A 13130-nucleotide genomic window follows, 5' to 3' on the forward strand; every position below is an offset into this window, starting at 1 on the left:
ATTCTAAAATTTTTTTGTATGTTTTTTTAAACTTTTTTACTAGGCCATTTCTTTTTTCTTGATTAATAGCTTCTTAGCTGTATCTACGCAAGAATCTAAACTTTCTTCAAATGACGCGCATGTCTTTTTTACAACAATATCATCACCCGGAACGACTAAGATAAGCTCTGTAGTCTTATTGGCACCGTCTGAAGCGTTTTCAACTTTTAAGAAGATTTTACACTCCTGTATTTTGTCGTAGAAAGTGTCTAGTTTGTTTACTTTTTTTTCAATGTGATCTTCTAGTGGTTCATGTGGTGTTAAACCAATTGATTGTACTGTGATCTTCATAATTCTTCTTTTTTAGCGGCTCTGGGATGAGCCAGATTAAACACTTTTTTTAGTTGTTCTATATTAGCATTCGTATATACTTGTGTACTTGCAAGACTAGAATGTCCTAATATTTTTTTTACTTTTGATATTTCAGCACCATTATCTAAAACGTGTGTAGCAAAGCTATGTCTTAGAATATGGGGGCTCTTTTTTTTCTTTGATGTTACAATACTAAGGTACTTATTAACGGCTAAGTAAACAAATTTTTCGGTGAGTTTTTTTCCATTTTTATTTACGAAAAAATATTCAGCGAAATCTGATTGCGCGCTTCTTATACTAAGGTATTGTGAGAGTAGCGATTGTAGGTTATCTGAGATGGGAATATAGCGTTCTTTATTGCCTTTTCCTATTATCTTTAGCTCTCGTGTATCTAGATTTACATTTTCAAATATCAAGCCACACAGTTCTGCTTTTCGCATGCCTGTTTGGTAAAGTGTTTCAATGATGCAGTGTTCCAGGATATTATCTTTTTCAGAAAATGCTTTTTCTTCTAAAGTTTTCATTTCTTCCGGAGAAATTGGAATCTGTTTTTCTGCGTAAAACTTTAGTGAACTTACATTTTCAACTGGTGAAGCTTTAATTTCATCAATTTTTAGTAAGAATTTATAAAAGCTTCTTAGGGTTGAGATTTTTCTATTGATGCTTCGTTTGGCGATTTTCTTTTCGCTAAGGTCTATTATAAAGTTGCGAATTACTTTTTTATCAACCACCAAAATGTTGTCTGAAGCCTCTGTTTTTAGATAGAATTCGGAAAAATCTTCCAAATCTTTTTTGTAGCTCGTAACGGTGTGAGGAGAATAACGTTTTTCGTACGTGATGTATTGAAGAAATTTATCTATCATAGGTATATAAACAAAAAATTCACTCAATAAATATAACTATTTATAGAGTGAATTTAGTATGTGGTTTAAGAAAATTTCTTAAGCCTGCTCTTCTTTGCTTAGATTTCTCTGCTTGTGAGCTGCTTTAAGTCTAGCTTGTCTTAAAGTAACTGAAGGCTTAATGAATTGTTGTCTAGCTCTTAGCTGACGTACAGTTCCTGTCTTGTCGAATTTTCTTTTATATTTTTTAAGTGCTCTGTCGATAGACTCTCCGTCTTTTACTGGAATTATTAACATATTTTACATCTCATTTTGGATTGCAAAACTAGTGATTTTTTGGAGAATAGCAAATTTATTGCGGTAATTTTTTATGTTTTTTTAATATTGCTTTCTATAACTAGGTTTATAAAGGTAAATTTTTTATATATTTGCTGTCACTTTACACATGGGGTTGACTGGTTTCGACAGCAAGACCAATGGGTAAGTAAGCATGCAGAGAACCGTAGCGCGATCTCTATAATCCCTTGCTACAAAATTTTAACTGGCAACGAAGAGTTCGCTCTTGCAGCTTAATAATTGAAGTTTAGTAGATTCAAGCGTTTTCCCGAAGATTTTAGTAAGGAAGCAAGATGTTCCACAAATGCTCTGTTCTGCGGCGTTTGATTCTGGAATATAGGAATGCGGAAATAAGTCTTATCTCGCTTCGCGATACGATCGAAAATCTTAGAAGATAAGCTGAAAGTTGGGTGTCTACTCTCTGCTTTCAGTCGAAAATAAATAGTAGAATAAGCATGTAGAAATCTTATGTATTGCTTGTTTGGACGAGGGTTCGAATCCCTCCAACTCCACTGAAATGAAAATAACCACTTGATTTACAGGTGGTTATTTTATTTTTAGTCAGTATCTAGTCAGTATCTATGTTTTTTTGCCTTTTAGAAAGTAATTTTCAAATTCTCTCAAGTCAACCTCATCTTTCTGATTAAGTTTTTTTCTTATTCGGGCGTAACGTTTTGTTATTTTTCCGTTGTAAAACCTTTTGAAATATTTTTTGTGAAGTTCAAAATACAAATGGTCGTTAAATTCTGCTCCAAATGCCTTATTCCATTTCCTCCAAATTTTCGGCTCAATCTGTTTTTCATACATTAAATTAGGGTTTGCGGTTCTGTGCTGAAAATAGCCATTAATTAAGTGTAGTTTGCGACAAAATCTACTAGTAAACGGACAAACAAAAAACCAAACTAAACCAGTACCCAAGTTTGAAACTTTTGATATGAGTTTAATATGATAGTTTATTTTTCTTTCGTTGTTAACTGTGTATTGTAGGGTTATAAGTCCCGAACTGTTTTCTATATTACTATGAATGGAAATACTGTTTTTTTCTCCTGATTTATCACTCCACGTAATTATACCCGACCGTATAGAATTAGGCTCTAAATATTTGTTATCTGAAAGGAATTTTAAATTTAAAACTCGTAAATCTTTTACCGTAGTCGGATAAGTTGCATATCTCCCCATTATGATAATTTTTCTATCATATAAAATTACCTAAATTTTTAAGGAAAACCACAATTAACAGTATGCTGGTTTGATTATATTTGCTAAAAATTAAACCATGAAAAAAATTATTCTTGCTCTTGCAATTAATTGCTCTTTATTAATTTCTGCACAAAATAAAACCGATTCTAATATTGGCAAAATTTCCTACGGTGTGAAAGGAGGTCTAAACATTTCAAACGTAACAGACCAATCATTTACTAACAGCAATAATTATTTTAATCAAAAATCAAGGGTTGGTTTTAACGCGGGTGCATTTGTTAATATTCCAATTTCAAAATCTTTCAGTATTCAACCCGAATTATTATTTAGCCAATATGGTTACAAAACAAAATATTATTTTAATGTTGAGAATGATTTAATTTACGATGGCTCTAATACCCTTAATTTAGGCTATTTAACAATCCCTGTAATGGTGCAGTATAATATTACTCCAAATTTTTACGTGGAAACGGGAATAGAGTTAGGATATAATATTACGGCTAAGGAAAAAATTAATGAAAACTTTAGCTTTGGTGGAAATACTCAAATCATTGATGAAACGAGGGATTTTAACAGAGATTATCTCAATAGTTTTAATTTTGGTGCTGGTGTTGGTGCAGGATATTATTTCTCTCAAAAAATAGGCGTTACCGCAAGATATGTATGGGGTTTTACCAATACAGAAAAAAATCCAGACAACCTACCAAACGAAACAGCTGTAAGAAATAAAGTTTTTCAAGTTGGTTTAGCATATAAGTTTTAATTTCTAACTGTAAAAACACCAAAACATATCGTAACATATTTGAACATAATTATCTTCAAATACTAAGTTTTATAAAGTCCTAAAATTGAAACTGCAACTGATTCGGGTTGTAGTTTCTTTTTTCAAACCGTTTCTGATTGTGAAAAGAATTTGTTTTTGAGTTTCTAATATTATGAGCAATATAATACATCTGTTTTTCAATCTTCTGAACTTTCATTTTCTCGGACAAATATTTTTTCTCAAGGTCTTTATATAATTCAATTTTATTTTCTCGGTAATATTTCAGACCTGCAAAACATAAATATTTACTTCCCCCCGCTGCGCAAAGTCTCCTGACTTTGAGCAATGTCAATCCTACACAAATTTTCTTTCAGTATAAAAAGAAAACCGCTTCGGGAGCAATCGCGGATTATGTAGATATATTTCAGTATGAGAATAGTAATTCAAAAATTATCTCGACTCATACCTTTTTTGCAGCCACAAACTTGCTTTTACTAATAGAATTAATACGGGCACTTCAACTAAGGGGCCGATAACTCCTACAAAGGCTTGTTGAGAATTAATACCGAAAACGGCAATTGAAACTGCGATGGCAAGTTCAAAATTATTTCCAGTCGCGGTAAATGCGATGGAAGCGTTTTTATCGTAAGGAATTCCAAAAGATTTATTCATGTAAAAACTTACGAAAAACATGATGATAAAGTAAATCACCAACGGTATTGCAACTTGTAAAACATCCATCGGTAAAGCGATTATTTTTTCGCCTTTTAAGCTAAACATTAAAACAATCGTAAAGAGAAGAGCGTACAAAGTGAATGGCGAAATCGTAGGAATATACTTTCTGTTGAACCATTCTTTTCCTTTCCATTTAATAAGGAAATGTCTGCTTAAAAAGCCTGCTAAAAAAGGAATTCCTAAATACGTTAAAACACTCATCGTAACATCTTCCATCGATACATTCACCTGGAAATTGGCTAAACCTAACTTTTCCGGAAGTACATTGATGAAAAGCCAAACCATAAAACTGTAGCTCAGCATTTGAAAAATACTGTTGAGAGCGACTAATAAAGCGCCGTATTCGCGGTTTCCTTTTGCGAGGTCATTCCAAACCAGAACCATCGCGATGCATCTTGCCAATCCGATAAGAATTAAGCCAATCATATAATCTGGCTCGTTTCGAAGGAAAATAATGGCGAGTATAAACATTAAAATAGGACCAATAATCCAATTTAAAAGTAAAGAAACGCCGATTGCTTTTTTGTCTTTAAATGCTTTCGGTAAAAGTTGATAATCTACTTTCGCTAAAGGTGGGTACATCATAATGATAAGACCAATTGCTAAAGGAATATTGGTAGTTCCTACCGATAATGAATCTGTAAATTTTGAAATATTCGGGAAGAAATACCCCAATCCAACACCTAAAAACATAGCGAGGAAAATCCATAAAGTAAGATATCTGTCTGTAAATTTTAATTTTGGTTGCATGTTATTTTTTTAATCGATTCCTACAATTTTACTTCTTCTCTCCATAATAATGTTGTCTTTCCAAACGCCGTTTAGTTTTCCTATTCTTTCGCGGTAACCAATGATGCGAAATCCTAAAGATTGATGCAAAGCGATGGTTGCTTCATTTTCGGTAAACATTCCGGATTGTAAAGTCCAAATTCCGTGGTTTTCACTGTCTTTGATGAGGTTTTCTAAGAGGAATTTTCCAACACCCTTTTTTCTATGATTCTCAGAAACGTAAACACTTAGTTCGGCAACTCCTTGGTAAACACAACGACTGCTGACTTTAGAAAGTGCAATCCAACCGAGGGTAACATTATTTTCCATTGCTAAAAATCTGCTGTGCGGCAGTTTACTTTCGTTCCAAATTTCCCAAGACGGAACAGATGTTTCGAAAGTCGCAAATCCTGTATCGATGCCTTGTTGATAAATTTCAGCAATCGCAGGAAAGTGTTCTTCAGTAATAGGAATGAGTTTCATAGTACTATTTTATTTGTGAAAAAACATAAAACATTTCAGCGCCAATTTGTAAACTTCGGTTGTAATAAACTTCCGTTTGTTGTGGTGTGTTGTCGGAAATTTTAGGGTCTTCAAACGTTACCGGAATTCTTTTTTCTGCACCAGGAATGTAAGGGCAATCTCCATCAGCTTGAGAACAAGTCATAATCGCTGCAAAATCACTATCTGGATTGAATGGATGATTGTATTTCTTTGAAAAACCAATCATTGGATTTGAATTCCCACTGAATTTGATAGCATATACTGGATTTTTACCTTCCGAAATTATGTTGATGGAAAAACCTTGCTCAGAAAGAGTTTCTGCAACTTTTGGGAATAAAGCAGTTTCTTCCGTTCCGCCAGAGTAGCAGTTTACATCCTTTATATTATAGTATGAACTCGCAAATTGTGCCCAAACTTGTGAAAGATGGCTTCTTCTGGAGTTGTGTGTACAGATAAAATTAAGGTTAATGGTTTTTCCGTCGTTTACTTTTGCTTGAATAAAATCAATTATAGTTGATAGAATTGCTTTTCTGTCATCATTAATGATGGTGTTTTTTAAAATTTCTGCGGTTTCAGATAGTTTTGCATACATGTTTTAGTGGTGTAAAATTAGCAACATCCAGAATCTGGCGAACAACAAGAATTTGATTGTGATTGAAGTTCAGAAAGTTTTAATTTTGGTTTCTGTGCAGGAATTCCACAAGCGTCTTCTGCTAAACAAGCCGTTGTCTTATTTTTTAGGATGAAAACTTTACCGTTAAATTCCAAATCAAATTTTCCAATCGTTGAGTTTTGGTATTCAACTTCAATTTCGTTGTCGGTAATTCCGAGTTTTTCTTCTGAAAGTTGAATGATATTTAATAATTTGCCAGGCTTCAGGCGGTGTTCAAAATCGTTCGCGTTCCAAAGTTGGAAGTTTACTTTTTTCTCAGTACGAATGGTTCCGCCGCAATCAATAAAATTTTTGGTAACGGTTCCAACTTCTGTTACGTGAAAGTGTTCCGGAACGAAAGTGCCGTCTTCAAGTTGAAATTCTACATTTTCTAACTGTGGCAAGATGTTTTTGATTTCAGAAAGTTTCATTTTGATATATTTTTAGAGTTATTTATTCTATATATAATGTAAGCGTATAATTAACAACACTTTTGTTTGTTTACAGTCGTGATGATTTTTGAAAAATATTCTTTTAAAATGTCGAAAGTATTTTCATCGATGCAATAGCATATCGCAGTTCCTTCGATATTTCCTTTAATTAAACCTGCGTTTTTCAGTTCTTTTAAATGTTGTGAAACAGTGGCTTGTGCAAGAGGAAGCTCGTTTACGATGTCTCCGCAAATACAAGTGTTTACTTTTAAAAGATATTCTATAATCGCAATTCTAGCGGGATGTCCTAAAGCTTTTGCAATGACGGCGATTTTGTTTTGCTCTTCTGTAAAATGATCGGTTTTGGTTGCTCCCATGTTTCATTATTATATTGCAATATTACGATTAATATTTTTGAAAACCATATTTTTTTTACGAAACAGAAAAATAGAGGTTGATATTCTTGTAATATGCCGTTACAAGCTCGTAAAATTTGATTTTCACTTTGTTTCATGAAGAAGCAGGAGTGTTTTACCGGTTGAATTGTGGTAAAAGTTAAATATTTAAAAATTATGTTAATAAAAAAAGAATTCGTAATCATCTGATTACTAAAAAACTAAAACTCATTATGATAAAATAAGAGAAGTCTACAGACAAAAAAGACTAAAAAAATGTTTTATCGTAAAGAATTTTATATATTTGCACCATCTAACAATTTAAAAAAAATAATTTACTATGTCAGACATTGCATCAAGAGTAAAAGCTATCATCGCTGATAAGCTTGACGTTGAAGAAACAGAAGTAACTCCAGAGGCTAGCTTCACTAACGATTTAGGAGCTGACTCATTAGATACTGTCGAGTTAATCATGGAATTTGAGAAAGAATTTAACATTCAAATCCCTGATGATCAGGCTGAAAAAATTACTACTGTAGGACACGCTATCGCTTATATCGAAGAAGTAGTAAATAAATAATATTCTTCAACAACAAAGAAATTTAAACAAAGTTTATGGAATTAAAAAGAGTAGTTGTAACAGGTTTTGGAGCAATAACACCTATCGGTAATAATGCGAAAGAATACTGGGAAAATCTTCTTAAAGGTGAGAGCGGAGCCGCTCCGATTACTCTTTTTGATGCCACAAACTTTAAGACAAAGTTTGCCTGCGAGGTAAAAAACTTTGATCCTCTACAGCATTTCGATAAGAAAGAAGCTAAAAAGATGGATCGAAACACACAATTCGGTATGGTTGCAGCAAAAGAAGCTGTAGCTCATTCCCGAATTATTGAAGATAATGTAGATAAAAATAGAGTAGGAGTTATCTGGGGTTCTGGTATTGGTGGTCTTGAAACTTTCGAAACTGAAGTTTTAGGATGGGCAAACACAGAGATTCCAAGATTTAACCCTTTCTTTATTCCGAAAATGATTGCGGACATTACACCGGGACATATTTCTATTGAATATGGCTTTCACGGTCCCAATTATACAACGGTTTCTGCATGTGCTTCTTCAGCTAATGCTCTTATTGATTCTAAAATGCTTATCCAATTAGGAAAAGCGGATGTAATTGTATGCGGAGGTTCCGAAGCAGCAGTTACAGCTAGTGGAGTAGGAGGATTTAATGCTATGATGGCACTTTCTACAAGAAATGATGATCCAAAAACGGCTTCTAGACCATTCGACAAAGACAGAGATGGATTTGTTTTGGGAGAAGGAGCAGGATGTATTATTCTTGAAGAATATGAACATGCTGTAAAGCGTGGCGCGACAATTTATGCAGAATTATTGGGTGGCGGTATGAGTGCAGATGCACATCACATGACAGCTCCACATCCTGAAGGTCTTGGCGCTTATTTAGTAATGAAAAATTGTCTTGAAGATGCAGGTTTAACTGCTGATGAAGTAGATCATATCAATATGCATGGTACATCTACTCCATTAGGGGATATTGCTGAATCTAACGCAATTTCTAGATTATTAGGGGAGCATGCTTACAACATTCAGATCAATTCTACAAAATCTATGACAGGTCACCTTCTAGGTGCTGCAGGAGTTATTGAAGCTATTGCGGCTTTAGGAACTATTATTCATGGTGTCGTACCACCAACGATTAATCATTTTACAGATGATGAAAAGATCGACAGCAGACTAAACTTTACATTCAACGAAGCTGCTAAAAAAGACGTGAAAGTAGCAATGAGCAATACTTTCGGTTTTGGTGGGCACAACGCTTGCGTTCTTTTTAAGAAAATCTAAATTTACTGATGGAGTTACAGAAATATTTTTCTAAATTCCTTCTCAAGCAACGAAAAAGAAAACTCACAGAGAGAGACTTTTTCCTCAGTACAGAATTAAACAAAATTTTAGGTACTGAGGTTAATAATGTCGACCTTTATCGTGAAGCTTTTTCATTAAAAAGTTCTTCGAAAAATAGTGATAGAAACTATGAAAGGCTTGAGTTTTTAGGTGATTCGGTTTTGGGAACTATTATTTCCTGCCATCTTTTTCAGACCTATCCGCAGGCGAATGAAGGATATCTTACGCAAATGAAATCTAAAATCGTTAATCGTAAGAATCTTAATAAACTTGGTGATGATCTTAAACTAACGCGCCTTTTGCAAAAGCAAACGACGGCAATGGCGTTGGGTGAAAATATTTGTGGTAATCTTTTTGAAGCCTTAATTGGCGCGGTTTATCTGGACTTTCATTATGATACTTGTAAACGTATCGTACTCGAAAGGCTATTAACACCGTCTGAAATTATTAAGCTTGAAAACAAAATTGTGAGCTACAAAGGTCTCTTGCTAGAATGGAGCCAAAAAAAGAAAATTAATATTAAGTACGAAACTTGCGAAGAAATCCAGCCTAATAAAGCTGTGGTTTTTAGATGCCATGTTTGGCTTGGAGAAGAGAAAATTGCCAACGCAACAGAAACTTCCAAAAAGAAAGCTGAAGAAAAAGCAGCGCAAAGAGCGTTTTATATTTTAAACAAAAAAGAAAATATTCTTGGAAATACAAAAGCTTTATGATTTTGATGAAATAGAATTTGAAGATATTACCATTGGTTTGGTGAGATTAGCAAAATATTTACCAGATCATGAATTTTTTTTCAAAATCAATGCCCAAGAACAACTAAATTTTTCCAGAGTTAAAGATCTCGTTTTGCACGGATCTTATTACGATTATTACTTTCCCAGATTTGAAGCTTATCACAAGACTTCAAAGACTTGTTTTACTTTCATTTCGAATCGATCATCAGAGAGTAAACAAAAAAAAATTCAGACTGAACTCTTTTCAGGAGAAGAAAATATTAAATTTTTATTAAATAATCAACCTGATGTAGAATATATTTTGCACAGTTCTGAACAGTTTGATGATTTTTCCGTAATTTCGCTCCCTGAAAATCTTGTATTTCCCATACAAGATTATATTTTGAGTTCTGATGAAGAACTTTATCAAATAATACAGTATTATGAATAAGTATTTAAAGAAGACAAAAATTATTGCAACGCTTGGACCGGCTTCTTCGTCGAAAGAAGTGATGTTAGGATTAATGAAGGCAGGTGTTGATATTTTCAGAATCAATTTTTCCCACGCAGATTACGATTTAGTTAGAAGCAATATCTCTATTATCAGAGAGCTTAATAAAGAATATGGATTTTCGGTAGGGATCTTAGGAGATTTACAAGGTCCAAAACTTAGAGTTGGAGTTGTAAAAGAAGGATCTTACCTAAATCCTGGTGATGTACTTACGTTCACCAACGAAAAAATGGAAGGAGATTCTACAAAGGTTTACATGACTTACCAACAGTTTCCACAAGATGTAAAAGTTGGTGAAAGAATTCTTATCGACGATGGTAAACTTGTGTTGGAAGTTTTAGAAACTAATAATGTAGACACAGTAAAAGCAAAAACTATTCAAGGGGGACCATTAAGTTCTAAGAAAGGGGTAAACCTTCCTAATACGAATGTTTCTCTTCCTGCTTTAACGGAGAAAGATATTCAGGATGCGAACTTTATGCTAGACCAGGAAGTAGATTGGATTGCACTTTCTTTCGTACGCCACGCACAAGATATTATCGATTTGAAAGAATTGATTTCTAAACATCCAAACGGAAAATTCAAAACTCCAATCATTGCTAAGATTGAAAAACCGGAAGGTGTTAAAAATATTGAGGAAATTCTTTTGGAATGCGATGGTTTGATGGTTGCACGTGGTGATCTTGGTGTAGAAGTTCCGATGGAAGAAGTTCCGGCAATTCAGAAAAACCTTGTAGAGAAGGCAAGATTCTATTCAAAGCCTGTTATTATCGCTACTCAGATGATGGAAACGATGATTAATAGTCTTACACCAACGAGAGCAGAAGTAAATGACGTTGCCAATTCGGTACTTGATGGAGCGGATGCTGTAATGCTTTCTGGAGAAACTTCTGTAGGAAGATATCCTGTTCAGGTTGTAGAAAATATGGCAAAAATTGTGAAGAATATCGAGATGACACATTTTTACCAACATAAAAATGAGCCAATCGAAAAAGACTACAACTGTATTGATGATAGATTTATCACCAATAGAGTTTGTCTTGCAGCGGTAAGAATTGCAAAGACTACGAATGTTTCAGCAATTGTTACTTTAACTAATTCTGGGTATACTGCGTTCCAGCTTTCAGCACACAGACCTAATTCGCACATTATTGTGTACAGCGGAAATAGAAGAGTAATCAATATGCTCAATCTTCTTTGGGGAGTTCGTGCCTATTATTATGATATGAATAAACCAACAGACGAAACAATTATTCAGGTAAATATGCTTACGCATAATTATGGATATATTGAGACAGGAGATTTCGTTATCAATATTAATGCTACACCTTCTTATGAAGGAGGTAAAACAAATACGTTGAGATTAACAACGATCTAATCGTTATTTCTTACGACATAAAAACTCTTTGGTGCGACATCAAAGAGTTTTTTATTTTTGTTCCCCATAGAAAAAAGAATTTATCTTCATTACACGTATAATTGGTGCTTTGGAAAAATATTTTTAAGTAAAAAACAGTAAGGTCTATAGGTTTTGGGAAATAATCATACGGCTTAAAAAGAGAAAATTTCGCTTAGTATTGCAAAGAGATTTTTTTAATCCAGATTTTTGTTTAAATTTGCAATTCCATATTTGAAGAGTAGCAGGTTTGCGAGTATTTATGTTTCTTTTTGAAAGTTTTTTTAATAAAAAGTTTTTGATATGTAAAAAATCGTTATATTTGCACACCGAAAATTTGAATAAACAATAAATAAATAATTTAAATCATGGCAAAGGAAACGTTTAATCGTTCAAAACCACACTTGAACATTGGTACTATTGGTCACGTTGACCATGGTAAAACTACACTTACTGCAGCTATTTCTGCTGTATTAGCTAGTAAAGGTCTTGCTGAGAAAAAAGACTTCTCTGCGATTGACTCTGCTCCAGAAGAAAAAGAAAGAGGTATCACTATCAATACAGCTCACATCGAGTACGAAACTGAAAAAAGACACTATGCTCACGTTGACTGTCCAGGTCACGCCGACTATGTTAAGAACATGGTAACTGGTGCTGCTCAAATGGATGGAGCTATCGTAGTATGTGCTGCAACTGATGGACCAATGCCTCAAACTAGAGAGCACATCCTTCTTTGCCGTCAGGTAAATGTACCAAGAATCGTTGTTTTCATGAACAAGGTTGACATGGTAGATGATGCTGAATTATTAGAGCTTGTTGAAATGGAACTTAGAGATTTATTGTCTACTTATGATTTCGACGGTGATAACTCTCCAGTTATTCAAGGTTCTGCTTTAGGTGCTCTTACTGCTGCTACAGAAGGAAATTCTGATGATAAGTGGTTTAAGAGTGTAGAAGAATTGATGGATGCTGTTGATACTTGGATCGAAGAGCCAACTAGAGATACAGATAAGCCATTCTTGATGCCAATTGAAGACGTATTCTCTATTACAGGTAGAGGTACTGTAGCAACTGGTAGAATCGAAGCTGGTATTATCAATACTGGTGACCCAGTTGATATCGTAGGTATGGGTGATGAAAAATTAACTTCTACAATTACAGGAGTTGAGATGTTCAGAAAAATCCTAGACAGAGGTGAAGCTGGTGATAACGTAGGTCTATTGTTGAGAGGTATTGAAAAAACTGACATCAAGAGAGGTATGGTAATCGCTAAGAAAGATTCTGTGAAGCCACACAAAAAATTCAAAGCATCTGTATATATCCTTTCTAAAGAAGAAGGTGGACGTCACACTCCATTCCACAACAAATATCGTCCTCAGTTCTACGTAAGAACTACTGACGTTACAGGTGAGATCTTCTTACCAGAAGGTGTAGAGATGGTGATGCCTGGTGATAACTTAGAGATCACTGTGGAATTGTTACAACCAATCGCTCTTAACGAGGGTCTTAGATTCGCGATCAGAGAAGGTGGTAGAACAGTTGGTTCAGGTCAGGTAACTGAAATCTTAGACTAATCATTTGATTACAAATAAATAAAGCTTCCGCAAGGAAAC

At 34.1% G+C, this 13130-nt stretch carries 16 protein-coding genes and 1 other RNA gene; 8 read left to right on the top strand and 9 right to left on the bottom strand.

All coding sequences use genetic code 11. From position 1 onward, the window contains the following. Positions 1–39 precede the first annotated feature (39 nt). The 3 genes from AC2A1D_RS07195 to rpsU all read right to left on the bottom strand — a co-directional run bounded on the left by AC2A1D_RS07195 (position 40) and on the right by rpsU (position 1490). Positions 40–330 carry an HPF/RaiA family ribosome-associated protein gene (locus AC2A1D_RS07195; protein WP_484042956.1) on the bottom strand — a complete coding sequence of 97 codons (291 nt, stop codon included), beginning with the start codon at positions 328–330 and terminating at the stop codon, positions 40–42. Continuing rightward, positions 327–1214 carry a tyrosine-type recombinase/integrase gene (locus AC2A1D_RS07200; protein WP_484042957.1) on the bottom strand — a complete coding sequence of 296 codons (888 nt, stop codon included), beginning with the start codon at positions 1212–1214 and terminating at the stop codon, positions 327–329. Before AC2A1D_RS07200 ends, AC2A1D_RS07195 begins: the two co-directional genes overlap by 4 nt. Positions 1215–1292: 78 nt before the next feature. Further along, positions 1293–1490 carry a 30S ribosomal protein S21 gene (gene rpsU, locus AC2A1D_RS07205; RefSeq protein WP_062697349.1) on the bottom strand — a complete coding sequence of 66 codons (198 nt, stop codon included), beginning with the start codon at positions 1488–1490 and terminating at the stop codon, positions 1293–1295. A gap of 150 nt (positions 1491–1640) precedes the next feature. Between rpsU and ssrA the strand changes: the two genes are divergently transcribed. Further along, positions 1641–2044: a transfer-messenger RNA gene (gene ssrA / locus AC2A1D_RS07210) on the top strand. Positions 2045–2108: 64 nt separating this feature from the next. On the opposite strand, the gene AC2A1D_RS07215 is transcribed toward ssrA, so the two are convergent. Further along, a complete protein-coding gene (locus tag AC2A1D_RS07215) occupies positions 2109–2708 on the bottom strand; it encodes a hypothetical protein (protein WP_484042958.1) in 600 nt (199 codons plus the stop codon). 97 nt (positions 2709–2805) lie between these two features. Here AC2A1D_RS07215 and AC2A1D_RS07220 point away from each other — a divergent pair, with 97 nt between their 5' ends. After that, a complete protein-coding gene (locus tag AC2A1D_RS07220; protein ID WP_484042959.1) occupies positions 2806–3492 on the top strand; it encodes a porin family protein in 687 nt (228 codons plus the stop codon). 450 nt (positions 3493–3942) lie between these two features. Here the strand turns inward: AC2A1D_RS07220 and arsB are convergent, their stop codons facing one another. From arsB to AC2A1D_RS07245, 5 genes are read right to left on the bottom strand one after another with little or no spacing between them, the layout of a single operon-like run. Continuing rightward, the gene (gene arsB, locus AC2A1D_RS07225) at positions 3943–4977 is read right to left on the bottom strand and encodes an ACR3 family arsenite efflux transporter (RefSeq protein ID WP_484042960.1); all 1035 of its coding nucleotides are present in this window, start codon (positions 4975–4977) and stop codon (positions 3943–3945) included. A 9-nt stretch (positions 4978–4986) separates the two neighbouring features. Further along, complete coding sequence (locus tag AC2A1D_RS07230; protein ID WP_484042961.1) at positions 4987–5478, bottom strand: N-acetyltransferase family protein; 492 nt, start codon at positions 5476–5478, stop codon at positions 4987–4989. Positions 5479–5482: 4 nt separating this feature from the next. After that, positions 5483–6091, bottom strand: coding sequence for an arsenate-mycothiol transferase ArsC (locus AC2A1D_RS07235; RefSeq protein WP_484042962.1), 609 nt, complete (start codon positions 6089–6091; stop codon positions 5483–5485). A 17-nt stretch (positions 6092–6108) separates the two neighbouring features. After that, positions 6109–6582 carry a DUF6428 family protein gene (locus tag AC2A1D_RS07240; protein WP_484042963.1) on the bottom strand — a complete coding sequence of 158 codons (474 nt, stop codon included), beginning with the start codon at positions 6580–6582 and terminating at the stop codon, positions 6109–6111. A gap of 50 nt (positions 6583–6632) precedes the next feature. Beyond that, positions 6633–6959 carry an ArsR/SmtB family transcription factor gene (locus AC2A1D_RS07245; RefSeq protein WP_484042964.1) on the bottom strand — a complete coding sequence of 109 codons (327 nt, stop codon included), beginning with the start codon at positions 6957–6959 and terminating at the stop codon, positions 6633–6635. A 358-nt stretch (positions 6960–7317) separates the two neighbouring features. Here AC2A1D_RS07245 and AC2A1D_RS07250 point away from each other — a divergent pair, with 358 nt between their 5' ends. The 6 genes from AC2A1D_RS07250 (at position 7318) to tuf (ending at position 13091) form a co-directional block, all read left to right on the top strand. Beyond that, positions 7318–7557 carry an acyl carrier protein gene (locus tag AC2A1D_RS07250; RefSeq protein ID WP_002976354.1) on the top strand — a complete coding sequence of 80 codons (240 nt, stop codon included), beginning with the start codon at positions 7318–7320 and terminating at the stop codon, positions 7555–7557. A gap of 35 nt (positions 7558–7592) precedes the next feature. Continuing rightward, the gene (gene fabF, locus AC2A1D_RS07255; RefSeq protein WP_484042965.1) at positions 7593–8837 is read left to right on the top strand and encodes a beta-ketoacyl-ACP synthase II; all 1245 of its coding nucleotides are present in this window, start codon (positions 7593–7595) and stop codon (positions 8835–8837) included. An 8-nt stretch (positions 8838–8845) separates the two neighbouring features. Beyond that, entirely contained in the window at positions 8846–9610 is a 765-nt protein-coding gene (gene rnc / locus AC2A1D_RS07260) for a ribonuclease III (protein ID WP_484042966.1), read from the top strand. Beyond that, positions 9588–10061 (top strand): IPExxxVDY family protein, encoded by a 474-nt coding sequence (locus AC2A1D_RS07265; protein ID WP_484042967.1) that lies wholly within the window; start codon positions 9588–9590, stop codon positions 10059–10061. Before rnc ends, AC2A1D_RS07265 begins: the two co-directional genes overlap by 23 nt. Continuing rightward, complete coding sequence (gene pyk, locus AC2A1D_RS07270) at positions 10054–11499, top strand: pyruvate kinase (RefSeq protein ID WP_484042968.1); 1446 nt, start codon at positions 10054–10056, stop codon at positions 11497–11499. The genes AC2A1D_RS07265 and pyk overlap by 8 nt, the downstream gene beginning before the upstream one ends. A 386-nt stretch (positions 11500–11885) precedes the next feature. Further along, positions 11886–13091: an elongation factor Tu gene (gene tuf, locus AC2A1D_RS07275; RefSeq protein ID WP_484042969.1), complete on the top strand. Its 1206-nt coding sequence runs from the start codon at positions 11886–11888 to the stop codon at positions 13089–13091. Positions 13092–13130 lie beyond the last annotated feature (39 nt).

The organism is Chryseobacterium sp. HNCC26DJ239 (assembly GCF_057180445.1).

Bases quoted from the DNA above. Each gene is read 5' to 3' on its own strand.
- fabF (WP_484042965.1), top strand. From the start codon at position 7,593: ATGGAATTAAAAAGAGTAGTTGTAACAGGTTTTGGAGCAATAACACCT.
- AC2A1D_RS07245 (WP_484042964.1), bottom strand. From the start codon at position 6,959: ATGGGAGCAACCAAAACCGATCATTTTACAGAAGAGCAAAACAAAATC.
- AC2A1D_RS07235 (WP_484042962.1), bottom strand. From the start codon at position 6,091: ATGTATGCAAAACTATCTGAAACCGCAGAAATTTTAAAAAACACCATC.
- AC2A1D_RS07230 (WP_484042961.1), bottom strand. From the start codon at position 5,478: ATGAAACTCATTCCTATTACTGAAGAACACTTTCCTGCGATTGCTGAA.
- AC2A1D_RS07215 (WP_484042958.1), bottom strand. From the start codon at position 2,708: ATGGGGAGATATGCAACTTATCCGACTACGGTAAAAGATTTACGAGTT.
- tuf (WP_484042969.1), top strand. From the start codon at position 11,886: ATGGCAAAGGAAACGTTTAATCGTTCAAAACCACACTTGAACATTGGT.
- arsB (WP_484042960.1), bottom strand. From the start codon at position 4,977: ATGCAACCAAAATTAAAATTTACAGACAGATATCTTACTTTATGGATT.
- AC2A1D_RS07240 (WP_484042963.1), bottom strand. From the start codon at position 6,582: ATGAAACTTTCTGAAATCAAAAACATCTTGCCACAGTTAGAAAATGTA.
- AC2A1D_RS07250 (WP_002976354.1), top strand. From the start codon at position 7,318: ATGTCAGACATTGCATCAAGAGTAAAAGCTATCATCGCTGATAAGCTT.
- rpsU (WP_062697349.1), bottom strand. From the start codon at position 1,490: ATGTTAATAATTCCAGTAAAAGACGGAGAGTCTATCGACAGAGCACTT.
- rnc (WP_484042966.1), top strand. From the start codon at position 8,846: ATGGAGTTACAGAAATATTTTTCTAAATTCCTTCTCAAGCAACGAAAA.
- AC2A1D_RS07220 (WP_484042959.1), top strand. From the start codon at position 2,806: ATGAAAAAAATTATTCTTGCTCTTGCAATTAATTGCTCTTTATTAATT.
- AC2A1D_RS07200 (WP_484042957.1), bottom strand. From the start codon at position 1,214: ATGATAGATAAATTTCTTCAATACATCACGTACGAAAAACGTTATTCT.
- pyk (WP_484042968.1), top strand. From the start codon at position 10,054: ATGAATAAGTATTTAAAGAAGACAAAAATTATTGCAACGCTTGGACCG.
- AC2A1D_RS07195 (WP_484042956.1), bottom strand. From the start codon at position 330: ATGAAGATCACAGTACAATCAATTGGTTTAACACCACATGAACCACTA.